Consider the following 24372-nt stretch of genomic DNA (forward strand, 5'->3'; position numbering starts at 1 on the left):
GTTGAGCTTCGATTAGTAGCGGTACGAGTCGGGCTTGTACGGCCCCTCGACCGGGGTGCCGATATAGTCCGCCTGATCGGGGCGAAGGGTCGTGAGCGTCGCGGCGAGCTTGGTCAGCTGCATGCGTGCGACCTTCTCGTCCAGCTGCTTGGGCAGGACGTACACGCCGGGGGCGTACTCACCGCGCTTGGTCCACAACTCGATCTGCGCCATCACCTGGTTTGTGAAGCTGGAGCTCATGACGTACGAAGGGTGACCGGTACCACAGCCGAGGTTCACCAGTCGACCCTTGGCGAGCAGGATGATCCGCTTACCGTCGGGGAAGATCACGTGATCGACCTGCGGCTTGATCTCTTCCCACTGGTACTTCTCCAGCGAGGCGACATCGATTTCGTTGTCAAAGTGGCCGATGTTGCACACGATCGCCTGATCCTTCATGCGCGCCATATGGTCGTGGGTGATGACGTGGTAGTTGCCGGTCGCGGTCACGAAGATATCGGCTTCGTTGCACGCCTGGTCCATGGTCACGACGCGATAGCCTTCCATCGCCGCCTGCAAGGCACAGATCGGATCGATCTCGGTCACCCAGACTTGGGCGCTGAGCGCACGCAGCGCTTGGGCACTGCCCTTACCGACGTCGCCATAGCCGCACACGACGGCGATCTTGCCCGCGATCATCACGTCGGTCGCGCGTTTGATGCCATCCACGAGCGATTCGCGGCAACCGTACAGGTTGTCAAACTTGCTCTTGGTCACCGAGTCGTTCACGTTGAACGCGGCGAACGGAAGCTTGCCTTCCTTCTGCAGTTGATAGAGGCGGTGGACGCCGGTGGTCGTCTCTTCACTCACCCCTTGGATCGCCGCCTTGGTGCGGCTGTAGAAAGTGGGATCGACGGCCAGCTTTCGCTTGATCGACGCGAACAGTGCTTCGGCTTCTTCGCTCGTCGGCTTGTCTAGGACGTGAATGTCCTTCTCTGCGTCGCTGCCGAGGAGCACTAACATCGTCGCGTCGCCACCATCGTCGAGGATCATGTTGGGTGTGCCGCCGTCCGACCACTCCAAGATTCGGTGGGTGAACTCCCAGTACTCGTCGAGCGTTTCGCCCTTGAACGCAAAAACCGGTGTACCACCCGCTGCGATGGCCGCGGCAGCGTGGTCTTGCGTCGAAAAAATGTTGCAGCTGGCCCACCGAACGTCGGCACCAAGGGCACGAAGCGTCTCGATGAGAACAGCGGTTTGGATGGTCATGTGGAGCGAACCGGCGATGCGCGCGCCCTTTAGCGGCTGGCTCGCGGCAAACTCATTGCGGATAGCCATGAGGCCGGGCATCTCAGTCTCGGCGATGCGCATTTCCTTTGCGCCCCACTCGGAGAGACCTAGGTCGGCGACGTAAAAATCGGTCTTGATCGGGTTTTCGGTGCTGTTCATTCGTGGCTCCTGTGAGAGTTTGAGCCCCGAACGGAAAACGCCCGCAAGGCCCAAAAGGTCTTGCGAGCGCCGTTTCTGTAGCTGAGCCTGGTTCCACGCATGAATCGCAGCGCTCCTCAGCGGTTCTATTATTCCATAACCTGGTCGGCGGGCCCCACCCCCACGGAGCAAGAGCACAATTTCCCCCGTATCATCGACGTACTTTCTGAACCTAGTAATTCAATCAGCTTTGCAGAGAATCCCGGCATTGGGGCACAAGACTAGGCCAAAATAACGAGGCCCCGATGTACTTCACCAAGACTCCTCACCCAGCCAATTTTGAGTTCGCAGACGCGTACGACGCAAAGCGATCCACCGTCCGCGTCGGGGACGCCCAGTGTACTGCGCAGATCGACGCCTACGAGGGCGACATCTGGAATGTACAGCTCGCGCACTCCGACCTCTGGACTGAGAACCTTTGCCTCGCGCCGCTCGACCTGCCTAACGCGGGCACAGGCACCGCGTCCCTGAGCATCGACTCGGAGTTCAAGCTCACGCTGACGAATGCCCACGGCGAAGTTGTATTGAAGTCCGATCGTCGGGGCGGATTCGGACTCATGGGCAAGGCCTCGTGCTTCTGCTTCGCCTACGATGCCAAGCAGCGTTACTTCGGTCTGGGTGAGAAGACATTCCCAACCCTGGACCACCGTCACCGTCGCACGCGGTTTTGGAATACTGATGCACTCGGCGATTTCAACCATGCCCAGTGGGACGAGCAGCCGCTCGATCCTTACTATGTGTCGGTCCCGTACCTGATCGTTCAATCGGGCGACAACTTCGTGGGTCTGCTCTACCACAACCCGTACGCCACGTTCGCGGACTGCGGTTCGGACGCCAGTTTCTTCAACGACCAGGATGACAACCGCCGGGTCGTCATCGGCAGCGAAGACGGATTGCCATCGCTTTGGATTCTGCTCGGGCCGTCTCTCCAAGAGCTCACCCGCAAGCTTCAGACCTTGGTGGGTCGTACGCCACTGCCGCCGACCTGGGCGCTGGGTTACCACCAATGCAAGTGGGGTTACAAAGGCGAAGAGGACCTGACCTGGCTCGACGCGAAAATGGACGAGCACGCGATCCCCAACGACGGCCTGTGGCTCGACATCGATTACATGGACGGCTACCGGGTGTTCACGTATGCCAAGGAGCACTGGCCCCAAGGGGTTCAAAAGGGACTCGCCGCGCTGGTCAAGAAGGGTCGCCGTATCGTGCCGATCCTCGACCCGGGCGTGAAGCAAGATCCCGGATACGGCGTCTACGACAGCGGACTGAAAGCCGACGTTTTCTGCAAGAACCCTCAAGGAAAGGACTACATCGGTTTCGTGTGGCCTGGCCTGACCGTTTTCCCCGATTTCACCATGCCCGAGGGCCGCTCTTGGTGGGCTGGACATGCCGCCGAGTGCAAGAAGCTTGGATTCGCGGGCGCTTGGCTGGACATGAACGACCCAAGCACGGGCGCGATTGATCCGATGGCGATGCGCTTCCGCAGGGGAACGCTCCCCCATGAGGCGATGCACAACCAGTACGCTCTCGGCATGCAGATGGCTACACGAGAGGCGTTCCAGTCTGCGAGTCCAGACGAGCGCGTATTCCTGCTGAGCCGCTCGGGATTCATCGGCACGAGTCGGTACGCTGCCATTTGGACCGGCGACAACCTTTCGACCCGCTGGTACTTGCGGGGCTCGATTCCTTGCACACTGAATCTGGGGCTAAGCGGTATTCCGTTCAATGGACCTGACGTCGGCGGGTTCATGCACGATACCAACGAGGCGCTCATGGTCGATTGGGTCAAAGCCGGATTCCTCTTCCCGTTCTTCCGCATCCACTCGGTCGCGTTCAACCGCCCCCAGGAGCCTTGGGTCTTCCGCAAGCCAGCGCTGGAAACGATCCGGCACTACATACGGCTGCGATACAAACTCTTGCCGTATCTGTACAACGTCTTTGTGAATCACACCGAGACGGGTGACCCGGTCTTGCGACCCGTGATCTATCACTTCACCGAACGCGTGATCTCGGACGACGCGTTCCTGGTCGGCGACGCGATCCTGCAGGCACCGTGCATGGACGAGAACTTCGGACGCTCCGTGGCCCTGCCCGGGAAGAAGGCTTGGTTCGATGCCCGCAATGGAGAGTGGGTGAACCCCGGTCGCGTGAAGCTGCCGAAGCAGGGGGGGCGGTTGAGCCCGCTCTACTTCCGCCATGGGGCCATCATTCCTTGTCTGCCGGGTATGCGCACGACTGCCGAGAAGGACCTGCGTGACGTCGAATTCCACGTGTTCATCAAGTCGGGCAGTTCTGAAATCACTTACACGTTCGACGATGGCGAGACTTTGGCGTATGAAAGAGGTGAGCGTAGCCGGGTGCAGGTGCGAGCCACTGCCCGCGGCAAGACGCTCGAGCTGACCACTGAGCTCGTGGACGACGGCTACGGCCCGCTGAGAGTCCAGTTCGTGGTGTACGGAAGTTTTGAGAAGGTGATCCTCAACGGCATCAAGATGAAAACAAAGAGCGTGACTCAGGTTTGGACGGGTGAGCCCATCCGCGCCCGGGCGACCCTATGATCCGCATCATCGAAGTCGGCCCGCGAGACGGCTTGCAAAATGAGGCGACCCCGATCTCGACTGAATTAAAACTGACATTTATTCGCGGGTTGCGGGATGCCGGACTGACCGAGATCGAGGCAACGAGTTTTGTGTCGCCCAAGTGGGTCCCTCAGCTCGGCGATGCCGAGGTGCTGTGGCCCCAGCTTCCGCCGGGCGGCAAGTACTCGGCGCTCATCCCAAATGCCAGGGGACTGCAGCGTGCGCTGGAACTCGGAGTCGATCGGATCGCCGTGTTCACCGCCGCCAGCGACGCCTTTACGCAGAAGAACATCAACATGACGGTTGCAGAGTCGCTCGCGGTCTTTGCAGATGTGATCCAGGAGTTTCGGGCGGCGATACCGGGAGGTTGGGTGCGCGGTTATGTCAGCACCGCGTTCGAGTGCCCATTCGCGGGCAGAATTGCACCTTCGGCCGTGGTTGATGTCAGTGAAAAGCTCATGGCAATGGGGGTCGATGAGATCTCCATCGGCGACACCATCGGCGTGGCCGCGCCCGCCGAGGTGCGGGCGCTGAACGATGCGCTCCTTCCCTCGATCCCGTTTGACCGCGTGGCTTATCACTTCCACAACACGCGCGGGACGGCGATCGCGAACGTGGCGCAGGCGCTCGAGATGGGTGTTCGGGCATTTGACAGCAGTGCCGCCGGTTTGGGCGGCTGCCCCTACGCCCCTGGTGCGAGTGGAAACGTGTCCACCGAGGACCTCGTTTACTTTCTCGAACGGTCCGGATTCCCGACCGGGGTCGATCTCGAAAAGTTGCGCCAAGCCAGCCAGCCGGTGCTCGCCGCTTTGGCCTCATCCCCGCTATAATCTGGGGTGCCCATGACCGCCCCCTTTGATGTCGATACGTTGAATCCTCAGCAGAGGGAGGCCGTGGAGCACAGCAGTGGCCCGCTGATGATCTTCGCGGGAGCGGGCTCGGGAAAAACTCGCGTCATCACTTGCCGCATCGCACGGCTCATCCACGAGGGCATTCCGCCCAACCGTATCCTGAGCGTGACCTTCACCAACAAGGCGGCCCGCGAGATGCGCGAGCGGATCGACGGCATGCTCGGCGAAGGGATGGCCCGGCAGATGTGGCTCGGGACTTTCCACTCCACCTGCGCGAAACTGCTGCGGATCGAATGCGCGCACATTGACCTCGACCCAAACTTCGTCATCTACGACGACGGCGATCAGCTCAGCCTCGTCCGCGAGATTCTCAAGCAGAAAAACCTCGATGAGAAATCGATCCAGCCGCGCGCAATCCTCAGCGAGATCAGCCGCGCCAAAGAAAAACTCCAGACGCCCGAGATGTACGAGCGCGAGGCGACCGGATTCTTTGAGCGGATCGTTGCTTCGATCTACCCAACCTACAATTCGCTGCTCAAGAAGTCAAACGCCCTCGACTTTGACGATATCCTCATGCTCGCCGTCAAGCTGCTGGAACAGCGACCCTCCGTGCTAGAGAAGTACCAAGAACGGTTTTTGCACGTGCTGATCGACGAGTATCAAGACGTGAACTTCAGTCAGTACCGACTGGCCTCGCTCCTCGCCGCCCGGCACCGAAACATCACGATCGTCGGAGACGATGATCAGTCGATCTATGCCTGGCGCGGAGCAGATGTTTCGCTCATGATGCGCTTCAGCAGCGACAACCCGGACGCCAAGGTCATCATGCTGGTCCAGAATTACCGCAGCACGAAGAAGATCCTCGATGCGGCGTACTCTGTGATCAAGCACAACCGGGGCCGCGCCGAAAAGCGCCTCTGGACGGATAACAGCGACGGTGTTGACATCGCCCTGCGCGAGGCGGGCACGGAGCAGGACGAGGCGATGATGGTCGCCGACATGATCCTGAAGGACGTGCGTACCGGTCGCCGGAAGTTCTCGGACTTCGCGGTTCTTTACCGGACGAACGCACAGTCCCGTGTCATGGAAGAGGCGTTCCTCACCATGCGGGTGCCGCACATCCTCGTGGGGGGTCAGCGATTCTATGAACGCAAGGAAATCAAGGACGCACTCGCCTATCTTCGACTGATCTTAAACCCCAACGATCAGATCTCGATGCTTCGCGTGATCAATACCCCCACTCGCGGACTCGGACCGAAGACGCTGGAGCCACTGCTCGATTGGGCCAATGAACGGGGGCTCTCTCTGGTGGATGCCTTGCGTGACCAAGAGAATCAGCACCACATGCGCCCCGCCGTGCTCAAATCGGTCAAGACTTTCTTGGGCATGATCGAAGATGGACGGACGCTCATGGAGCAGGGGCCCATCACCCCGATTCTCAAGCACCTCTTAGCCGCGAGCGGGATGCAGGACGAACTCAAAGCGCAGCGGAATGACGAGAGCATTGCGCGGTTGGAGAACCTGCAAGAGCTCGTCAACGTCACGACGCAATATGACTTTTCGAACGACGAGCCCTCGCTCAGCGCGTTCTTGGAGAGCGTGGCCCTGATTGCGGACGTCGACAGTTTGCAGGAAGGCGGCGAGGCGGTGACGCTGATGACGCTGCACAGTTCCAAGGGGTTGGAGTATCCAGGAGTGTTCCTGGTCGGGATGGAAGAAGGGGTCTTCCCGCACTCGCGTTCGCTGAATAATGACAAAGAGCTCGAAGAGGAACGGCGACTGGCGTACGTCGGCATGACCCGCGCGCGCGAAGAACTAACCCTGATGCACGCGCGTCGACGCTCCATGTACGGTCAACCGAACTTCAACCGTCGTTCGCGGTTTATCGACGATATCCCGGAAACGTTGCTCGACTCGGTGACGAGCACAGGCTTTGGCGGCAGCGCGCCGACCCAGGCCGCCGTCCGGAGTGACCGCTCGGGCCAGTACTCGGTGACGACACCCGCTGAGCGCGAACTTAAGAAGCCAGATTGGACTCCGCCCTTCCAAGTGGGACAGAAGGTGCGCCACGCCAAGTTTGGCATCGGGGTCGTGATCGCCTGCAGCCCACTCAAGACCGACGCCGAAGTGACCGTCGCATTCCCGGGAGTCGTCGGAGTCAAGAAGCTGGTACAGAGTTTCGCCAAGCTTGAGGCGGTGAGTGAATAAGCGCATTGCCGGGGCCGCGTTGACCGCGATCGTCGTCGCCGGTTGTTCGCAGCCCAAGACGAGCTACCTACCGCTCGAGGTTGGATACGAGTGGAAATACACCGTGACCGCCGGGCTGCAGTCCTCAGTCGAGACCCTGAAGTGCGTTCAGAACGACTCGGTCGCTGGGACCTCGGGATTCCGCCTGCAGGGCCCCGCGGGACAAAGTCGTTACGCTTGGAAGGCGGGCGTGCTCGTTGCGGAAGAACTTGCCGGAACTCGCTACGCCCCCGAGTTGCCGATCTTTGCTCCGGGCCTGGCCAAAGGCAAGAATATGACCTGGAAGGGTCAGATCACAATTGCCCATCGCACGTTTACCGCATCGGGAGTGCTGATGACCGAGAGCGGCAAGATTTCGTTCGGCGGACGCGAGACCAACTCGCTCCGATCCGAGCTCACACTGACTCTAAAGGACCAGCCGTTCAAGATCGTGACGTGGTACGTCGATCGCGTCGGGATGGTTCGCCAAGAGGAGCGTGCCGGCGACCGCCTCATGCGTAGCGTCGAGTACATCAGCGGACCGTAGGAACTCTGGCGGTCGTGTGCGCATTCTGATACTCGAAGGTGCCCGTGGGTGCCGGAGCAAAAACAAACAACTTCGGATGGACATCATCGGTACCACTCAAGCGGGATCGGGAGCCGGCTTCATGTTGAGCCTGGCGCCTTTCGTTGCGCTTTTGATGGGTATCGGATTCCTGGGTGGCCGCGGTCGCCAACCCGACTTTGAACGCAGCTTCGAACCCATACTGTCGAGTCTGTACCGCGTCGCGCGAAGACTGACGCGCACCGCCGAAGAGGCGGAGGACTTGGTGGGTCAGACGCTGTACAAGGCGTTCCGGGCATGGGACTCCTTCGATGGCGAGCACCTGAGTGGGTGGGCGATGCGAATCCTGCGGAACGAATTCGCGATGACACTGCGTGCGGCATCAAGCCGCCCAGAACTGGTGCTATCCGAAGACGAAATTGACGAAGAGGCAAAGACGAACGTGTGGAACGAAGTGAGTTGGCGTGCGGATGCCGCGAGAGTTTTGCAAGAACTCGATGCGCTCCCAGAAGAGTATCGGCTCGCGATCCAGTGCTGTGACGTCGAGGAGATGTCTTACGAGGAAGCAGCCGTCGCGATGAGCTGCCCCGTGGGGACGGTTCGCTCCCGAGTCTCTCGGGGCCGAGAGATGCTGCGCCGAAGGCTTGCGCCCGCTGCGGTGGGAGGGCAGCTGTGAGCAACATCGATTGGCAAGCCTATCTCGACGGCAGCCTCAGCCAAGAGGAACGTGCGGCGGCAGAAGTGCAGCTCGAGACCGACCCCGCAGCGCGTGCCGAGTTGGACGGCCTCCGAGCGTTCATCGCGCTGGTTCGTAAGGCTGGCCGGTCGCAGCATGTACCCATTGATCGCCTTCGAGCAAGATTGAGCGCAGTCGCGCGTCCGAGTCGCGTCCACTGGATTCAACGGAGTGCGGTTGCAGTCGTGGCCGCAGCCGTGTTGGTTTTTGCATTTTTCTACGCACGAGTCGATCCCGACAGGCTGAATCAGACGGCAATGCAGGCATCGTTCTCCACCGCGAATCCGCTGGCGGCCGCAGAGTGGCTTCGAAAACACGGGCAGAAGATGGCACCCGTCATCGATCTCGGCACAACCGCCGTCGTGCAAACAACCAGCTACGGACAAGACTGGGGGTGCTACGAGTTCCTAGTCGATGGAGTGCCGTACCGGATCTACATGACCACCAAGGAAGCTTCGTTTACACAACGCCCGCAGAAGGTCTTGCCGTGCGGGACGTTGACTTACTCCGCGCGGGGGACGGGCTTTTGCGCCCAGGGCTGCAACTTCTATGTGGTGGGCCCGGATCAAGCAACTCGGGAACATCTGGCCTCGGTGGCCACGCGGTACATGCACGAGCACTGCAAAGACAACCAGAACAAGACAGAGCAGAGTCTTTGAGTAAACTCTCCTTAGATTCGAACTTAAGGAGAGTGGGCAACGATGCCTCGATATCACCGACTCGGACAGCTTCCGCCCCAGCGGCACACACAGTTTCGCAAACCTGACGGCGGCCTCTACGCAGAGCAGCTGATCAGCACCCACGGGTTCTCGGGCCCGATGGCGCTCACGTACCACATCAACTTGCCGACTGAGGTTGCGGGGTGGGAGGACGCCGGGAGCTGCGAAGTTAAGTTCCTGAAAGACGAAGCGCTGCGGCATCGCCACCTCATCACCGGCAACATGCCTGCTCATGGCGATATGATCACGGGTCGCGTACCCTTGATGGGCAACAACGACGTCATCTGGAATCAACTCAACGTCGCAGAACCGATGGAGACTTTCTTCAAGAACGCCGAAGCGGACGAGATCACGTTCATCCACGATGGATCCGGGGTCCTGGAGACGATGCTCGGCGACGTCCCGTTTCAGCCCGGTGACTACCTTATCATCCCGCGAGGCACGATCTGGAAGATTCGGTTTGATTCGTACCCCGTACGCGTGCTGACCTTTGAGAGCCACGGCGAAGTCACGATTCCCAAGCGATACCGAAACGACTACGGCCAACTCCAAGAGCACGCTCCCTTCCACGAGCGCGATATCCGCCCTCCGGTCGAACTGAAAACGTACGACGAGAAAGGCGAATTCTGGGTGACGGTCAAAGCTCGGAAGCGGTACACGCGCTACCTGTACAATTTCCACCCCTTCGATATCGTGGGGTGGGACGGCTTCGTCTTCCCATACGCGTTCAGCATTCACGCGTTTGGCCCCATCGTCGGCAAGCTCCATATGCCGCCGCCGATCCACCAGAACTTCCAGGGGCACAACTTTGTGGTGTGCAGCTTCTGCCCGCGTGTGCTGGACTTCCACCCCGAGGCGATCGTGATCCCGTACAACCACTCGAACGTTGACAGCGATGAGGTCTTGTACTATTGCAACGACAAGTTCGGTTCACGCAAGGGGATCCAGGAGGGATCGATCACGATCCATCCGCTCGGGATCCCGCACGGACCGCAGCCCGGCGCGGTCGAAGCCTCGATCGGAGCGACGAAGACCGAAGAGCTCGCCGTTATGCTCGATACTTACTACCCGCTCTATCTCACTGAGGAAGCACTCAAGATTGAGGACGCTGACTACTGGAAGAGCTGGCAACCCCGAGGCCGCTAAAAGCGAGGGTTACTGACGCAGTCAAATCTTAAGAAAGTTCATATCGCGCACCATTTGCATAGTTTTATCGTGACTATGCGTGGTTTCTATTCAACTTTGCGAAGGTGGGAACAAAGCGCATTGGCGTCCCGATAGTGACTTCTCGGGAATCCGAGAATGTGTCAGAAGTTTGAAAAAGGTAAGTTCCACGGCAAAATCGAGCACCTCTTAGAGGCAGACGGTTTGGTCGCGGCGATCACGCATCGCAGAAAGGGTCGCATGATCCCGGAGCACATGCATGACTTCGGGGTGTTTGTAACCCTCCTGAGCGGACGCCATCACTGGGTCGACGAGTCCGGAGGGATTCACTGGTCGCTCCCCGGGGCGTGGTACTACTACCCGGCTAACGTCGTGCATAGCCATTCCGCCCCCAAGAGCAACATCATCTCGCTGGGGATCCAGTTCGATCCAAACCTCTTCGGGATCGGCGAAAGCATCCCTGCCGGTGCTTCGGTCGATTGCCCGGAAGCGCGACGCCTCACAGAGGCCCTGCGCAAGGAGCTTGAGCATCCTGACTTGGCATCGTCCCACATGGTGCGAGCAGCGTTCTTCGAACTGGTCGGCTACTTCCTGCGTAGTCCCGAGACGACGGCTCACTTCGAGGCGCCGCAGTGGGTGGAGCAAGCGCGAAGCATTCTCGACTCGAAATTCCGCATGCCGGTGTCGCTGTACAGCCTCGCGCAAGAAGTCTCGATGCATCCCGCGCACCTTGCTCGTAGCTTCAAGAAGCATTTCGGGATGTCGGTCGGCGAGTACGTCCGCGATCGCCGGCTCGAATGGGCCTATAAGAAGCTCGCCAGCTCGCAGTTCAAGCTCTCAGAGATTGCGCTCGCCGCGGGGTTTGCCGACCACGCCCACTTCTCTCGCGCGTTTCGCGCCCGCTATGCGATGACCCCCAGCGAGTGCCGAATTCGCCTGCGCAATCGGGCTGGCTAACCACCCCACGCCATAATGGGGTGGCATGGCTAGCTTCGGACCCATTGCGCCTTTTTATGATCAGCTCATGTCGAGCGTGCCCTACGACATGTGGGTTTCGTACTATGAGCTGCTGCTGCTCCAGCAAGAGGTGAAGCCACGGCGTCTGCTCGATGTCTGCTGCGGCACCGGAGTCGTCACCCAGATGCTCGCCGAGAAGGGGTACGCCATGGCAGGCGTAGACCTAAGCGCGCCGATGATTCAAGTCGCCAAGCAGAAGTGCGCCGATGCGGGACTGAACATTCGTTACGAGGCCATGGACGCAGCCGAGTTCGACCTCGGGATGAAGTTCCACGCCGCATACTCATTTTTCGACAGCTTCAACTACATAACCGATCTCGGTCACCTTCGCAAGGCGTTCCATCGGGTAGCGGCGCATCTGATGCCAGGCGGCTCGTTTGTCTTCGATGTGAACACGGATTACGCATTCGAGGCCGAGATGTTCAACCAGTCGGACACCCGCAAGAAGTCGGCGGTGAAGTACGACTGGAAGGGCGAATACGATGCCGGGACTCGCATCATTCGAGTCAACATGGACTTCTGGGTGGACGGTCAGCCGTATCAGGAAGTCCACATCCAACGGGCACATCGGCACGAGGAACTGATTGAGCTGCTGCGAGACGCTGGCTTCGAAGACCTGATGGCGTACGACTCGTACACGCTCGACCGACCTCGGAAACGGAGCGATCGGATCCACTACACGGCGCGAAAGCCCGGAACCCTATCGCCATAATAAGGCCGTGCCGACCGCCGCATTCACGACTTTGGGCTGCAAGGTCAACCAGTACGAGACCCAGAAGATACTGGAGGGTTTCGAGGCGCTGGGGTTTGAGATCGTCCCTTTCGAAGGGCCGAGCGACGTCTACGTCGTGAACACATGCTCGGTCACCAGCGACGCGGAGCGTAAAAGTCGCTACGTGATCCGTCGGGCGAATCGACACAACCCCAACGCCAAGGTGGTGGTCACCGGCTGCGCGGCGCAGATGGCGTTGAACAAGAGTGAGACCATGCTCGGAGCGGACCTGGTCGTCCCCAACCCCGTGAAAGAGACCTCGGCCACGCTGTTCGCGCGACATTTCCCGGATCTGCTGCCGCCGATCCACCCCGTCGCCGAACCGACCCATGCCCACAACTTTGCGGGCCGTACACGCGCCACGCTCAAGCTGCAGGACGGATGCAGTGTCTATTGTAGCTACTGCAGCATCCCGTACACTCGGCCCAGGATGGTCTCGCGACCTGCGGACGAGGTCCTCGCCGAGGCCAAGAAGCTCGCGCAGATGGGGTACCTGGAGATCGTGCTGACGGGGGTGCTCATTGGCAGCTTTGGGCCGGAGACCGGCAGCGGCGGGCCGAACTTCGTGAGCATGGTCCGGCAGATTGCCGAAGAGAGTGGGATCCCGCGCGTCCGCATCAGCAGCATCGAGATGCAGCAGGTGAGCGATGAACTTATCGATTTGATCTCGGACGGGTTGGTGGTTCCGCACTTGCACATCCCGCTGCAGAGCGGCGACACCCACGTCCTGCGCGACATGAATCGACCGTACGATCAGGACGACTACTTGCGCTTGTGCGAGCGGATCCAGCAGCGCGTCCCGGGGATCAGCCTGACCACCGACATCATGGTTGGATTTCCGACCGAGGATGCTCCTCGATTCGAATCGAGCGTGGAAGTCTGCCGACGGGTCGGATTCCTGAAGGCGCACGTCTTTAGCTTCAGCCCGCGCTACGGCACCGCCGCCGACGCTTGGGGCGATCCCATCCCGCCGGAGGAGAAGGCTCGTCGGCGCGAAGTGCTGATGACCGAAACGAAGACCACCGCCGAGACGCATGCTCAGCACAGCGTCGGACGAACCCTGCGCGTGCTGGTCGAAGGGAAAACCCGCTCCGACGGCGTACTCGAAGGACTCTCGGACCACTACCTCACCGTTCGGTTCGTCGGACCCGCCGCGCTGAGCCGAACCCTGCAATGGGTGCGGATCGACGAAGTGCGCAATGGGGTCGCTTTGGGCGAACGCGTCGGCGCACCGCTGGGCCATAGGTAGACTGATCCCGATGAAGGTTCGCATCGACGGCAATGAAGCCGAACTGCACCCGGTACCCGACGTCCATGTGGCGGAGGTCGGCGATCGGTTGATGGTCCGAACCGCAGAGGGCTCGTTCACGGCTCTGGCCGTTCGCAGCGGTGGCAAGACGTACGTCAGCTACCGTGGTCGAACCTATCTGATCGAGAAAGCCCTACCCGGAAAGCTCAAAGCTGGCGGCGAAGTCAGCGGCGAGCAACGCGCGCCGATGCCCGGCCTGGTGGTGGAAGTCCATGCTCGCGTGGGTGCCACCGTCGAGAAGGGTGAACGGCTGCTGATTGTCGAGGCCATGAAGATGCAACAGTCCATCGTCGCGCCATTTGCAGGGACGGTGAGCGCGCTTCCGGTGGAGAAGGGTCAGCAGGTCGCCGAGGGCGATTTGCTCGTGCGCGTCGACCCCTAGCGCGCAGCCAAGCGCGAGAGCGTCGCAAGCATGATCTGGGTAGTCTGCGCCGATACGGCGAAGACCATCGCCTCTCGATACACCCGCTGCGCCGCATGGTCCGTGCTGTTCGCCGCGCCGCCGGTAGCGACGATAGCAGCCGAAGTACACCGCAGCATCAGGTCGATGGCCCAAGCGCGTAGTTGCAACCGCTCGTCGGTCGTCTCGTCGCCCAGGGCCTGCGACCGTCCAAGTTGATCTCGGCATTGGGCCATTTCGCCTTCGAGGGAGGCGAGGTCGCGCAACGCATCGGTCGATTTTCGGCGCGATGCACCGCCGATCGCTAATTCGAGTCCCGCACGTGCGCAGCCGATGGCGAAGAAACCTTGCAGCGTCACGTTGATCATGTCGTTGCGGTGGATCCAGTTCGGTTCGCGCAGAAACAGCACCTTGCTTGCGTCGAGCTGGTAACCGTCGAATTCGGCAGTGACCGTTTGGGCGGCTTGCATGGCGGCCAAACGCATGGGCTCGGAGTATTGGACGCCCGGGGCGGACTCAAAGGGGATGACGCCGAAGACCGCAGTTCCATCGGGCAGGGCCGCGGCCAAAAGAAGGTGTCGAAACATACCGAACCCCGTCGCCCATGGCAGATGCCCGTCGATCCGGTAGCCACCCGCGGTCGCCTCGGCGCGCAGTACCGGCGGGCCAGCCCGCCGTAGCTGACTGAAGCCGATCCCAATCAGTTCGTCCGGCTGGTGCGCCTGGTGCAGGAGCTGGTCACGCAAAGGGGACGGCTCGCCCTTGCTCAGCAACGAGACCGCGCTTTGATGCTGAGTTTGAAGGAATGCGAGCGCCCCGGAGTGACGCGCCACCAGTTCCTGGAAGTCCCGAAAATCGCGGTCAACAAACCCAGGACCGCCGAATTCTGCGGGCCGGCGCAGGCAGATCAGTCCGGCTTCACACAAACCGTTCAGCGCGCCGTGGAGTAGCCCCGAGTCCGTGTCCATGGCGTTCGCCAGCGGCGAAACCTGGTTTGTGAGGAACTCCTCGGCACCTTTCATCAAGCGCGAGACCGGCATGGTCCATTGTGACCTGCGGACAGCTGGCTTGACCGCTGGACCGCCAAGAAGCTATACTGAAAGTCTTCTCGTGGGGGATTAGCTCAGCTGGGAGAGCGCTTGCATGGCATGCAAGAGGTCAGGGGTTCGAGCCCCCTATCCTCCACCATAGAATTACCCCTTTTGAACCTGCAAAAGTGTTCAAATTCCAGATTCAGGTTCGTGAAATTCCGAATCATAAGCACCCAAACAGGCACCTAGCGGACTGCTTCTGTCCTTGCTTCTGGTTGGGATTGCGCGTACACCTCAACGAGCATCTCTAACGAGTCACCCATGATTCGGGCCGCGACGTTGAAGGGCACTCCGGACTACCCGAACGGCTCAAGGCATCGCGCAGCAGGGCGTGAGGATCGTCCCCCAGCCCTGGCTTTACTTCGCTCCGCTGAATCGCTTCAATTCATTCAGCAAGAAGTCGATGTTCATAAACGGCGCACCGCCCGTTCGCTTCCAACGCACCTTGCCGTTTTTATCGATGAGGATCGTCGAGTGCAGCTCCATGTCCTCAAAGTCATCGAACGACGAGAACTTGCGCGCGTTCTCGTGGGCATTGTCCGATAGGAACTTGATCGCGGACTGATCCAGCGTCGTCGATTGCTTCAGCTGGGCCGGAGTCGCACTGCAAACCGCGAGCATCACCGTATTCAGGTTCTCAAATTCCGGCGCCCGATCGTTGATCGACTTCAGCTGACCCACGCAGTGGACGCACGCTTCGCCGAGGAAGAAGACCAAGAGAACGTTCTTGCCGCGGAAGTCGCTGAGGCGTACCGGCTTGCCGTTTCGGTCCTTCACTAGCAGGTCGGGTGCAGCAAACGGTTCCCAGTTCATCGGTCCGATCCAGTCGAGCTGCTTGGGTTGGTACACGCGCTCGGGTCGCAGCGTTTCCGCGATGGGCTTCGCATTCAGCCCGAGTTTGGTCACTTCGTCAATCCACTTCAGATTCGGGTCCGCTTGGGACCAGACGTAGGCGAGTCGTCCAGCATAGTAGGTCGCCCTTTCCACCTCACCTAGAGCATGGTGGGCGAGCGCTAGCCCCGAGAGCGAAAACCCGTCGTTCTGTTCTGTCTGTAGGGCCTCTTCATAGCACTGGATCGCGAGTCGATTTTCACCCTGCTTTCGGTAGTGGTCTCCCAGCACCCGCATCACCGGCCAGGGCAACGCAGGCGGATCGTTCGTGTACTCTCCTCGGCTACGCAACTGACGTTCCAGCTCCGCCGCATTCAGCATCTTGCGCTGGCCCTCGAGCGTCTTGCCCTCGCCCAAAGTGACGATCGCGTCGATCACGTCAAGCATCAGATCTTGCTCGCTTGCGGGCGCGTCCTTGGGTTTCATCTCCGCGACGATCGCTTTGATATTGTTCACGCGCACCCGCGCCTCGAATGATTTGCCAGTTCCGTTATAGGCAAACGCCTCTGCGAGGTTGCGGAAGGCACCCACAATCGGCCCTTCCCCGCCCCAGTCCACACCATTCGGGGCTAGAATCCGGTCCCACTGTTCGTACTTGACCAGCGCGCGAACGGTGGCCATGAGGCCCTCCATTCGGATCCCACCCGAATCGTCCGAGTTGTATTCCGGATCGCGAGGGGCGGCCAGCATGTCCGCCGATCCCTGGAACGAGGCCTTGGCCATGCCGAGCTGCTCCTGGATGTAGCAAAGGTAGTTGCGGTTGTGCGGATAGTTCCAAGTCTCAAACGGCAACGCAAGCCGCTCGTTCATGTACCGCAATTCGGTTCGGGTCGCCGAATCCATGGCGATCGCCGCCTCGTGCCACATGCCGATCTTGCTATAGATATGGCCGGGCATATGCATGGCGTGGCCGACCCCAGGGGCCGCCTTGCCGTACAGATTGCAGCTCAGCAGTGCCTGCTCGGGCGAGACGCCGTCCCAATTGTGAATGCTGGCGTGGTGCGCCCCGGGGTGCATCGGATTCTTATCGAGGACTTGCTGGATCAGCAGTTGATTGGCAAATGCGCTCCCCTGACCGATGTTGTACAGGGCGAGCATACTCTTGGCTTCGATGTCTTCGGGGTACTTGACGACGATCTTCTGAAGCGCAGCGACCATCGTCTTAGCCCGCTCCTTGACGTCCGGCGCGTAAGTCTGCTCCCACGCCTCGATGTACATCCGCTCGCGCTCGGTGACCTGCGACTTGCGGCGCACCGCCTCGCTCAAGAAGGTTGTGTATCGGCCAAACGACTTCTCATCATAGGTCGGGACCCTTACCGAGAACCAATTGAACCCGCAGCGGGCCAGTCCCCAGTACGCCATCGCGTTCTCGGGCTCAAGTTTCAGGCACCAACGGAACGACCGCTCGGCCTCCTCGAACCAGAACGAATGGAGTAGAGCTGTCCCCTGGCTAAACCACTTTTGCACCTCCGGGCTCTTAGTGGTGATCGGGAATGGCGTATCGCCAATCCCCTGCATGACCCACGGCCGGGTCCGCATGCCGGAGTCAAACGCTGAACCGTGCTTCGAGTGGCCGGGTAGATCGTCCGCAAGGGCAAGAGATGAGACGAGGACAAGAAACGCTGCACATAGAAATTTCATGGCACAAACACAACTGCATCCACGTTACCTGGGACGCGGGACCCGCCCAGCAGTGGCTGTGCAGTATCGCACTCTATGGCTCTAGGCCACTCGATGAGCCAGCAAACTTGGCTCGGTGAGAACTCATGTCCATTCCAGCGGGTCCGGAGCCGCAAGACTTTTTTTGTGACTTATTTGACAAAATTGCAGACTTAATATATCCTATGATGTGAACCAGCAAGATTGTGGTCCAGTTCGTGGCCGCGGGGGTTCAAGGAGAAGAGAGGATGACACTAAGTAAATGGTGGTCCGTTCTGGGCCTGTTCGCGACTTCAGCGGTCGCCACCGCAACCGCCTTGCCTTTCGCCATTGCCGAAGCAAAGGCCGCCTATCAGGGGACGTCTTCTACCCCGTCCGCGGCAGGCCTGTTCTTTCCGCAAGCCGTCATTCCGGCCAGCGTGAGTAACCGAGCCTACGTGCCCAAGAGCGGCTCGACCGGGTTTGGGGACGGCACGCGGGTGGTCGCTTACGATGACGCCGACGCCATGGCGATGACGACGATCCCTGGGGTCGATGGCGCGTACGCCCGGGCGGGCGGATGGTCACCCGGCGGTGGACCACCGAACGGCGTTTTCGCAGAGGCCAGCATACGCATTCACTCCAACTGGGTCGCTACCGGACCGACGGCGACGACACTCATTGATCTCTTTAGCTTTTTCGACGGGTACTTGTACGCCTCGTCGAACTCCGCGACGTCCGACAAAGTCTGGGCGAGCGTCAAGGTGGAAATGACGCTGGAAAGCTCGATGGGCGTCACCAGCCTGTTCTTGGCCGATGGCAATTTGAACCTAAAGAACGGGCTCACCACGTCGCTCACTACAAACAACGGTTGGTCGGCAGCGGGATGGAACAGCTCTTGGACCAATTCGACTGGAACGATGACGTCAACAAACGGGCACGACTTCCTTTGGGACCAGCACTACGTGGAGAACATACAGGACATCGTCGAAGTACCAACCGGAGAAGTGATCGGGCTGGACTACAAGATGACGGTCACCGCTCAGAACGACCAAGGCCCGTTCGAGATCTTTTCCACATCGGATTACTCGCATACGGCCGATCTGGACCTGCGGACCCACCGCGCGGGGTACTCCATCCGTGAGGTGAACCTCGCGGTGCCGGAGCCAGACACGAACCTCACGCTCGGCCTGGGGTGCCTTGCGATTACGACCTATCGGAGACGCAGAGCCAGAAGGTAAGTTACTCGGCGGGCTTGACCGGGCCTAGGCGCAGCAGCGACGGCGACATGGTGGGCAGCTTGAGTTCTTGCCCTGGCATGTCCGTGGACTTATCAGACGTAAAACGCAAGTCTCGAAAGTTGTCAGTCAACTCGATCGACGACATGCCAGGTAGCTCTTGCTCCGCCCAATCAATGAAGATGTCGTTCGCGATGTCACCTTGGCGGCCACTGGAGGCGCGGTGTCGGATCTCGCTGATCGCCGCGGCCAGCGGTTTGTTGTTCAGCATCTTGGAGTCCAGCGCGACGGTCTTGTCTTGGTCAGTCCACACGCCTTGGAACGTGTAGGGACCATTCACGAACGTGAATGAGCCATCCGCATTGAAGTCGAACTTCTTGCCGCTGCCGACTTCCGAACCCGAGGCGACCTCGCGCCGATTCTTGCTGTCCCCCAGCCCCGAGGTGTCCTTTATCACCCATGGGCCGATAACGAATGCGCCCAGCGTCTTGCACCTATCCTGAGAGAAGGTGGGTGCCTGGTCGCCGAGAATGCCCATCACGGGCTCGGCTGCCTTCTGTTGACACCCAGCAACGACGAGAGCCACTACAACGCAGAAGCCAATAGAATGTCTCATTACTGATCAATTCTGCGATGAGACCCACGAATCCTTGTACGCTTGTTGGGATCGGAGCGCTTTATTACGTACACGAGCCCATCGAAGTCAGTGAAATGATCGACAAACCGTTGGCATCGAATTTTGCGAATTGGATTTTGCTTGCGGAGGCCCCACGCGTCTAAGCACACCGTGTGAAATAGTAGCACGCTTCCCCCTGCTCAAAGAGCTACGGGGGAGCGTGTTACGCCCCTTGCAGAGCGCTAGTGAATAACACTCACTTCTTGTCTTGCGTGAACTCGTTGTGAACGGTCTTGCCATCTTCGGTGATCACGACATGATGGTGTCCTCCGGCCTCCTTGTCCACTATAATGAAGTCAGTGGTTGTCTCCCCTGTATCCTTGTGAGTTCCAGAGGTGACCTTGACGGTAGCATATTCATTGTCTGACTGGATGTCTCTTGGCATAGTTGCCTCCTGCAGATCCCATAGCTTCTGGATCTACATTTCTTATCACGTCAGTTGGTTGGTGGTTGTTTCGCTCTTGTCAACACTTCGCATGTCGCTCAGCGATTCGGATGAAACGCAGTATCAGGCTTTGGGAGCTACGATTTCTCGAATCCACGAATCCGGCGCAGAAGTCGCAAGCTCGTTGTTGCAACTCCAGTACTGGAGCTCTGATCCATTGCCCTTTAGGTCGGACGGGACAAGCATCAAATCATGCCGCTCCAGTGGCACCGCCTCGACCGACCTAAAATGCGATAGCGAGTCGTCCGGCCAGTACAAGCTCAGCGTTGGAAATTTACATACGCCACACGATGTAGCGCAGCAAGCAATGAAAGCAATGTAACGTTGGTCGCCGCCGCCGCGGCAAGCCGTGCATGCACCACCGATACGCTGATCGATATCGCTACGAATGTGGTAGCCAACGACGTGAGGCAGAGCCAAGAAACGCTCTCCTCCACCGCTCTGTACCCCTCCCTAACTATCACCCCGCGTCCTCGTCCAACGCATCGCGCCACTTGCCTTCCTTCAGCCGGGCGCTGAGGTCCTCTGGCATGGGTCGGTTGCGGGTCGCCCGTAGCTGGGTCAGCGTCTCGCGTAGGCGGTCCAGGAACCGGCCGCAGCGCGGGCAGCGTGCGGCGTGCGCCAACGCGTACCACCGCTGCCAACCTCGGCCGGTGCCGTCGGCGGCCTGGTGGAGCATCTTCTCCATGTGTCGGCACGGGGGTCCTTCTTGATCGTGTGTTTGCTTCATCCAAGTTCCTCAGGCAAAGTCGGTGGTCTCACCCAATCGGCGGACGAGTCGGGCGCGAAGCATGTTTCGCCCCCGGTACAGGCGCGAACGCACCGTTCCCGCCGGGCAGTTCATCGCCTCGGCAGCCTCTTCGTAGCTCATCTCCTCGATATCGCACAGGGCGACCGCAAATCCGTACTCTTCGGGAATCTGCGCGAGCTCAGCGATCACTGACTCGCCGATGGCGCGCCAGTCGATGGCTTCCCAAAACCCCTCGGCGCTCGGCTCGGCCACGTCGTCCAGCGCTACCGTCGCGCTCGCAGATTTCTTGCGGACCGAGCTCAGGTGTTCGTTGCGCATGATCTTGATCATCCAGCTACGCGGGTGCCGACCATCAAAGGCGTGCCACGCCTTGGCGGAAAGGTAGAGCGTCTGCGCCACCAAGTCTTCGGCGTCGGTCTGATTGCCGGTGAGCGCCTGGGCGAGTCGGTAGAGCACGGGTAGATCCGATTCCACAACCGACTCGAATCGGGGTTTCGGGCTGGCCTTTTGTCGAAACAGGGTCATGAGATTTGAAAGGTCTGTGGCTCGCCCCTCGCTAGGAAGGACGAGCCAAGCGGCGCGCGCGGACTTAGTGAACCATGACCACTTTGTCGAACTTCGCTTCGCCAAGCACGACCTCGGCGTAAGAGCACCAGACCTGGACCTTTGCGACGCTCGTGATGTACTTGGGTAACCGGATCGTCAGGTTTGTCTTGTCGCCCGCGATGCGGAACTGATTGAGCAAGTACACGTTGCCCTTGGCGTCCACGATCTGCCAGTGCGGGGCGGGGCTCTTGGGGAGCGCGAAGTCCTTGCTGACCGAGAGCATCCCAACGCCCTTGTCCATGCTGAACGAGACGGTCCCTCCGTTCACTTCCACGCCGTGGAACGCGCCGGAAGTCACCGGCTTGGCCATGGTCATGCCGTGCTGATCCATTCTTTGACCGGTCTTCATGTCTTGGGCCATGGCGGCCGGGGTGGCGAATGTGGCAAAGGCCAGAGCGACGATGAGTGTGTTGAGGGTTTTCATGGTTGTTTCCTTGATTTGAGCGAATGCGGTTAGAGAAGAGAAGCCTTCTTGGTGCGTTCTTGGTCCGAGCGAAGCGACGCGGTTGCGATCGGCTTGCGGGTCTCCGGGTTGAAGAGGATCACGCTGCGGTAGAGCCACGCATCGATCTCCTTTGAGACGGCGAACTGCTGGGTGCGCTTGCCTGCCTTCCAGGTACCGAGCTTGACCTTCGTGAGCGAGTTGAAATCGTACGACTTGCCCAGGCGTTCGGCCTTGACCAGGTACACGTCCGCCGCCTTGAGCCCTTTGGGTCTGAACTCGCTGATGCTCAGCACTCGACCGTTGTTGGCCTCGAAGAGGCCTGCAAATCCGCCCCCGCGGAGGGAGCCGGAGGTGACCCGGATCTCGGCGCTGATGGTCTGGAAGGACGTCTGACTTGAGTTGAAGGAGATGGGCTTCGCGGTCGGCTCGATCTTCGCCCCACCGAAGCTGACGTTGAACCGCTTGCACCAGATCGTGACAGACTCGTATTGGTCGGTCATGGTGCCGTTGGGCAGTGTGTAGTTCTGGTCGCCTTCATTACCCTTGATCACACCGAGGTCGAGGGCTGACCCATTGTCGAATATCTTCGGGTCGTCGCTGCGGGTGAGCAAGACGTGAACGTCGGGCCCGTTCGAAGTCTTGAAGTTGGAAAGACGCAGTATGGGCTTGCCGTCCACCCGGAGGATCTCGGCCATGCCAGTCGTCTCGTGAGCATACGAAGCGAACATGCCCTTACCGAGCTGCTGGATCGCTTGGCTGCTCGAGACCGGGAGCGACTCTTGGACGTGTTTGTTGACGAAGGCGAGCTCGGGGCGGAATGCGTACCAGCCGAGGACGACTGCGGGTGCGCCCACCGCGAGGAGAATATGCTTGGTTTTGGCTTGCATGTCATCGGAAGGTTCGATGGGTGCAAAACGACTCCAAGAATATTGAGAGATTGTTTGGCTAGGTTCAAAAATGGCTCGCTGGTTCGGGAACGACCAAGAACATGCAATCTCGCTGACCAACCCGTGAAGTGCCCTGCACACTATTCAACTGCGGTTGTGTGCTGTGTGTTCTTTGGTTGCGATGTCCGGGTTAGGCTCGGCAACGATCGTTGCCATTGGCACCGTCATTGCGCCGGAACCTCGGTTCACCACCGGGCTTCTGCTTCTAGCGTCGATCGGGATGCTCGTGCGCCGCAAGAAACGCGGCTAAGCGCAGTTCTTAGCTTGCACCACCTGGCCTAGACCCCACGGTCCAGGCCAGGTTTCGTTGCGCCCCAAGATATGCGCAAGAATGCCACAATTTATGCATGGCTACCGCAAACCGATCCCATCACGATCCAGTTTCGACCGCGGGCCAGCAGCACCGCCGTCGCTCATGGGCCGAGCCTTACAAGATCAAAATGGTCGAGCCCATCCGGATGACCACGCGCGAGCACCGTGCAGAGGTGCTTGCCGCCGCTGGCTACAACACCTTCCTGATCCCTTCGGACGACGTCTACATTGATCTGCTCACCGACTCGGGGACGAGTGCTATGAGCGACTGGCAGTGGGCGGGGATGATGCTCGGCGACGAGGCGTACGCCGGAAGCCGAAATTTCTATAAGCTCGAGTCCACGGTCCACACGTACTATGGCTACAACCACCTGATCCCTACCCACCAGGGCCGCGGCGCAGAAAACATTCTGAGCCAGATCACCACCAAGCCGGGCGACGTGATCCCAGGCAACATGTACTTCACGACTACGCGGTTCCACCAGGAGCACGCGGGCGCGACGTTCATGGATGTCATCGTGGACGAAGCACACGATCCTACGGCCGAACTGCCATTCAAGGGGAATGTCGATCTGAACAAGCTTGAGGCCGTCCTCAAGGAGCATGGGCGAGAGAAGATCCCTTACCTGAGCTTAGCGGCCACAGTGAATATGGCGGGAGGGCAGCCGGTGAGCATGGCGAACTTGCGAGAGACCCGGCTGCTTTGCAACCGGTACGGAGTGCCGATCATGCTCGACGCCACCCGCGCCGTCGAGAACGCGTACTTCATCCAACAACGTGAGCCGGGCTACGCCAACTACTCGGTCGCCGAGATCCTCCGCGAGTTCTGCTCGCACACGGACGGCGGGACCATGAGTGGCAAGAAGGATCCGCTCGTCAACATTGGGGGTTGGCTGTCGCTGAACGATGACGTTCTCGCCGAAAAGGCGCGCAATCTCGTGGTCGTGTACGAAGGGCTCCATACGTACGGCGGTATGGCCGGGCGCGATATGGAAGCCATGGCCCGCGGCATCGTCGAGTCTGTTCAAGACGACCACATGCGTGCGCGCGTCGGCCAAGTCGAGTATCTAGGCGAACTGCTGATCGAGTGGGGTGTGCCCATTGTGCGCCCCATCGGGGGCCATGCGGTGTACCTTGATGCCCGCGCGTTTTTCCCCGATATGCCTCAGGAAGCTTTCCCAGCCCAGACTCTCGCCGCCGAGTTGTATTTGGACAGTGGCGTGCGGTCTATGGAGCGGGGGATCGTCTCGGCGGGCCGCGATCACAAAACCGGGCTGAATCACGCGCCGAAACTAGAACTCGTTCGGCTGACTTTGCCACGGCGGGTCTACACCCAGGCGCACATGGACGTCACGGCCGAATCGGTTCTGAGCGTCTTCCAGTCCAAGAACAAGCCAAAGGGACTGGAGATGGTGTACGAACCCGAGAGCCTGCGATTCTTCCAAGCGAGGTTCGAGCCACTGGATTAGCGGCATTTCATGACCGGTTCAGGGCAACATTCCGCCGGAACGGGGAATCTAATTGCTA

General features: G+C 59.9%; 23 protein-coding genes, 1 tRNA gene and 1 riboswitch. Of the genes, 14 read left to right on the plus strand and 10 right to left on the minus strand.

Annotated elements, in window-relative coordinates:
• Nucleotides 1-12: 12 nt before the first annotated feature.
• The gene (locus tag JNM85_04025) at nt 13-1428 is read right to left on the minus strand and encodes an adenosylhomocysteinase (GenBank protein ID MBL8087223.1); all 1416 of its coding nucleotides are present in this window, start codon (nt 1426-1428) and stop codon (nt 13-15) included.
• Nucleotides 1429-1485: 57 nt separating this feature from the next.
• Nucleotides 1486-1550: riboswitch (S-adenosyl-L-homocysteine riboswitch) on the minus strand.
• Nucleotides 1551-1712: 162 nt separating this feature from the next.
• On the opposite strand from JNM85_04025, the gene JNM85_04030 reads away from it, so the two are divergent.
• The 11 genes from JNM85_04030 (at nt 1713) to JNM85_04080 (ending at nt 13787) form a co-directional block, all read left to right on the plus strand.
• Entirely contained in the window at nt 1713-4025 is a 2313-nt protein-coding gene (locus JNM85_04030) for a hypothetical protein (protein MBL8087224.1), read from the plus strand.
• The gene (locus JNM85_04035; GenBank protein ID MBL8087225.1) at nt 4022-4876 is read left to right on the plus strand and encodes a hydroxymethylglutaryl-CoA lyase; all 855 of its coding nucleotides are present in this window, start codon (nt 4022-4024) and stop codon (nt 4874-4876) included. The genes JNM85_04030 and JNM85_04035 overlap by 4 nt, the downstream gene beginning before the upstream one ends.
• 12 nt (nt 4877-4888) lie before the next feature.
• Complete coding sequence (locus tag JNM85_04040; GenBank protein MBL8087226.1) at nt 4889-7105, plus strand: UvrD-helicase domain-containing protein; 2217 nt, start codon at nt 4889-4891, stop codon at nt 7103-7105.
• A complete protein-coding gene (locus tag JNM85_04045; protein ID MBL8087227.1) occupies nt 7098-7670 on the plus strand; it encodes a hypothetical protein in 573 nt (190 codons plus the stop codon). Before JNM85_04040 ends, JNM85_04045 begins: the two co-directional genes overlap by 8 nt.
• A gap of 124 nt (nt 7671-7794) precedes the next feature.
• Nucleotides 7795-8364: a sigma-70 family RNA polymerase sigma factor gene (locus JNM85_04050; GenBank protein MBL8087228.1), complete on the plus strand. Its 570-nt coding sequence runs from the start codon at nt 7795-7797 to the stop codon at nt 8362-8364.
• The gene (locus JNM85_04055) at nt 8361-9083 is read left to right on the plus strand and encodes a hypothetical protein (GenBank protein ID MBL8087229.1); all 723 of its coding nucleotides are present in this window, start codon (nt 8361-8363) and stop codon (nt 9081-9083) included. Before JNM85_04050 ends, JNM85_04055 begins: the two co-directional genes overlap by 4 nt.
• 42 nt (nt 9084-9125) lie before the next feature.
• Entirely contained in the window at nt 9126-10289 is a 1164-nt protein-coding gene (locus tag JNM85_04060; GenBank protein ID MBL8087230.1) for a homogentisate 1,2-dioxygenase, read from the plus strand.
• A gap of 156 nt (nt 10290-10445) precedes the next feature.
• Nucleotides 10446-11264: a helix-turn-helix transcriptional regulator gene (locus JNM85_04065; protein MBL8087231.1), complete on the plus strand. Its 819-nt coding sequence runs from the start codon at nt 10446-10448 to the stop codon at nt 11262-11264.
• Nucleotides 11265-11289: 25 nt separating this feature from the next.
• A complete protein-coding gene (locus JNM85_04070; protein ID MBL8087232.1) occupies nt 11290-12036 on the plus strand; it encodes a methyltransferase domain-containing protein in 747 nt (248 codons plus the stop codon).
• Nucleotides 12037-12043: 7 nt separating this feature from the next.
• The gene (gene mtaB / locus JNM85_04075) at nt 12044-13345 is read left to right on the plus strand and encodes a tRNA (N(6)-L-threonylcarbamoyladenosine(37)-C(2))-methylthiotransferase MtaB (protein MBL8087233.1); all 1302 of its coding nucleotides are present in this window, start codon (nt 12044-12046) and stop codon (nt 13343-13345) included.
• A 10-nt stretch (nt 13346-13355) separates the two neighbouring features.
• A complete protein-coding gene (locus JNM85_04080) occupies nt 13356-13787 on the plus strand; it encodes a biotin/lipoyl-binding protein (GenBank protein ID MBL8087234.1) in 432 nt (143 codons plus the stop codon).
• On the opposite strand, the gene JNM85_04085 is transcribed toward JNM85_04080, so the two are convergent.
• A complete protein-coding gene (locus JNM85_04085) occupies nt 13784-14845 on the minus strand; it encodes an acyl-CoA/acyl-ACP dehydrogenase (protein MBL8087235.1) in 1062 nt (353 codons plus the stop codon). The genes JNM85_04080 and JNM85_04085 overlap by 4 nt on opposite strands.
• 72 nt (nt 14846-14917) lie before the next feature.
• On the opposite strand from JNM85_04085, the gene JNM85_04090 reads away from it, so the two are divergent.
• Nucleotides 14918-14993: transfer RNA gene (locus tag JNM85_04090), tRNA-Ala, on the plus strand.
• A 260-nt stretch (nt 14994-15253) separates the two neighbouring features.
• Here the strand turns inward: JNM85_04090 and JNM85_04095 are convergent.
• Nucleotides 15254-17428, minus strand: coding sequence for a redoxin domain-containing protein (locus tag JNM85_04095; protein MBL8087236.1), 2175 nt, complete (start codon nt 17426-17428; stop codon nt 15254-15256).
• 266 nt (nt 17429-17694) lie between these two features.
• Between JNM85_04095 and JNM85_04100 the strand changes: the two genes are divergently transcribed.
• Nucleotides 17695-18666 (plus strand): hypothetical protein, encoded by a 972-nt coding sequence (locus JNM85_04100; GenBank protein MBL8087237.1) that lies wholly within the window; start codon nt 17695-17697, stop codon nt 18664-18666.
• A 1-nt stretch (nt 18667) separates the two neighbouring features.
• On the opposite strand, the gene JNM85_04105 is transcribed toward JNM85_04100, so the two are convergent.
• The 7 genes from JNM85_04105 to JNM85_04135 form a co-directional block, all read right to left on the minus strand.
• Nucleotides 18668-19279: a hypothetical protein gene (locus JNM85_04105; GenBank protein ID MBL8087238.1), complete on the minus strand. Its 612-nt coding sequence runs from the start codon at nt 19277-19279 to the stop codon at nt 18668-18670.
• 256 nt (nt 19280-19535) lie between these two features.
• A complete protein-coding gene (locus JNM85_04110) occupies nt 19536-19724 on the minus strand; it encodes a hypothetical protein (protein ID MBL8087239.1) in 189 nt (62 codons plus the stop codon).
• A 123-nt stretch (nt 19725-19847) separates the two neighbouring features.
• Nucleotides 19848-20204 (minus strand): hypothetical protein, encoded by a 357-nt coding sequence (locus JNM85_04115; protein ID MBL8087240.1) that lies wholly within the window; start codon nt 20202-20204, stop codon nt 19848-19850.
• 40 nt (nt 20205-20244) lie between these two features.
• Complete coding sequence (locus JNM85_04120) at nt 20245-20472, minus strand: hypothetical protein (GenBank protein MBL8087241.1); 228 nt, start codon at nt 20470-20472, stop codon at nt 20245-20247.
• A gap of 51 nt (nt 20473-20523) precedes the next feature.
• A complete protein-coding gene (locus JNM85_04125) occupies nt 20524-21060 on the minus strand; it encodes a sigma-70 family RNA polymerase sigma factor (protein ID MBL8087242.1) in 537 nt (178 codons plus the stop codon).
• Nucleotides 21061-21124: 64 nt separating this feature from the next.
• Nucleotides 21125-21565 carry a hypothetical protein gene (locus JNM85_04130; GenBank protein ID MBL8087243.1) on the minus strand — a complete coding sequence of 147 codons (441 nt, stop codon included), beginning with the start codon at nt 21563-21565 and terminating at the stop codon, nt 21125-21127.
• Between the two features lie 29 nt (nt 21566-21594).
• Nucleotides 21595-22473, minus strand: a complete 879-nt coding sequence (locus JNM85_04135) for a DM13 domain-containing protein (GenBank protein MBL8087244.1) — start codon at nt 22471-22473, stop codon at nt 21595-21597.
• 407 nt (nt 22474-22880) lie between these two features.
• On the opposite strand from JNM85_04135, the gene JNM85_04140 reads away from it, so the two are divergent.
• A complete protein-coding gene (locus tag JNM85_04140) occupies nt 22881-24314 on the plus strand; it encodes a tyrosine phenol-lyase (GenBank protein MBL8087245.1) in 1434 nt (477 codons plus the stop codon).
• The last annotated feature ends 58 nt before the right edge of the window (nt 24315-24372 follow it).

The sequence above is a fragment of the Chthonomonas sp. genome (assembly GCA_016788115.1).
Lineage (GTDB): Bacteria > Armatimonadota > Fimbriimonadia > Fimbriimonadales > Fimbriimonadaceae > UBA2391.

Coding starts and splice junctions, on each gene's coding strand:
- JNM85_04080 (MBL8087234.1), top strand. CDS start 13,356: ATGAAGGTTCGCATCGACGGCAATGAAGCCGAACTGCACCCGGTACCC.
- JNM85_04070 (MBL8087232.1), top strand. CDS start 11,290: ATGGCTAGCTTCGGACCCATTGCGCCTTTTTATGATCAGCTCATGTCG.
- JNM85_04100 (MBL8087237.1), top strand. CDS start 17,695: ATGACACTAAGTAAATGGTGGTCCGTTCTGGGCCTGTTCGCGACTTCA.
- JNM85_04035 (MBL8087225.1), top strand. CDS start 4,022: ATGATCCGCATCATCGAAGTCGGCCCGCGAGACGGCTTGCAAAATGAG.
- JNM85_04025 (MBL8087223.1), bottom strand. CDS start 1,428: ATGAACAGCACCGAAAACCCGATCAAGACCGATTTTTACGTCGCCGAC.
- JNM85_04120 (MBL8087241.1), bottom strand. CDS start 20,472: ATGGAGAAGATGCTCCACCAGGCCGCCGACGGCACCGGCCGAGGTTGG.
- JNM85_04065 (MBL8087231.1), top strand. CDS start 10,446: ATGTGTCAGAAGTTTGAAAAAGGTAAGTTCCACGGCAAAATCGAGCAC.
- JNM85_04085 (MBL8087235.1), bottom strand. CDS start 14,845: ATGCCGGTCTCGCGCTTGATGAAAGGTGCCGAGGAGTTCCTCACAAAC.
- JNM85_04030 (MBL8087224.1), top strand. CDS start 1,713: ATGTACTTCACCAAGACTCCTCACCCAGCCAATTTTGAGTTCGCAGAC.
- JNM85_04110 (MBL8087239.1), bottom strand. CDS start 19,724: ATGCCAAGAGACATCCAGTCAGACAATGAATATGCTACCGTCAAGGTC.
- JNM85_04130 (MBL8087243.1), bottom strand. CDS start 21,565: ATGAAAACCCTCAACACACTCATCGTCGCTCTGGCCTTTGCCACATTC.
- JNM85_04140 (MBL8087245.1), top strand. CDS start 22,881: ATGGCTACCGCAAACCGATCCCATCACGATCCAGTTTCGACCGCGGGC.
- JNM85_04125 (MBL8087242.1), bottom strand. CDS start 21,060: ATGACCCTGTTTCGACAAAAGGCCAGCCCGAAACCCCGATTCGAGTCG.
- JNM85_04135 (MBL8087244.1), bottom strand. CDS start 22,473: ATGCAAGCCAAAACCAAGCATATTCTCCTCGCGGTGGGCGCACCCGCA.
- JNM85_04040 (MBL8087226.1), top strand. CDS start 4,889: ATGACCGCCCCCTTTGATGTCGATACGTTGAATCCTCAGCAGAGGGAG.
- JNM85_04095 (MBL8087236.1), bottom strand. CDS start 17,428: ATGAAATTTCTATGTGCAGCGTTTCTTGTCCTCGTCTCATCTCTTGCC.
- JNM85_04105 (MBL8087238.1), bottom strand. CDS start 19,279: ATGAGACATTCTATTGGCTTCTGCGTTGTAGTGGCTCTCGTCGTTGCT.
- JNM85_04060 (MBL8087230.1), top strand. CDS start 9,126: ATGCCTCGATATCACCGACTCGGACAGCTTCCGCCCCAGCGGCACACA.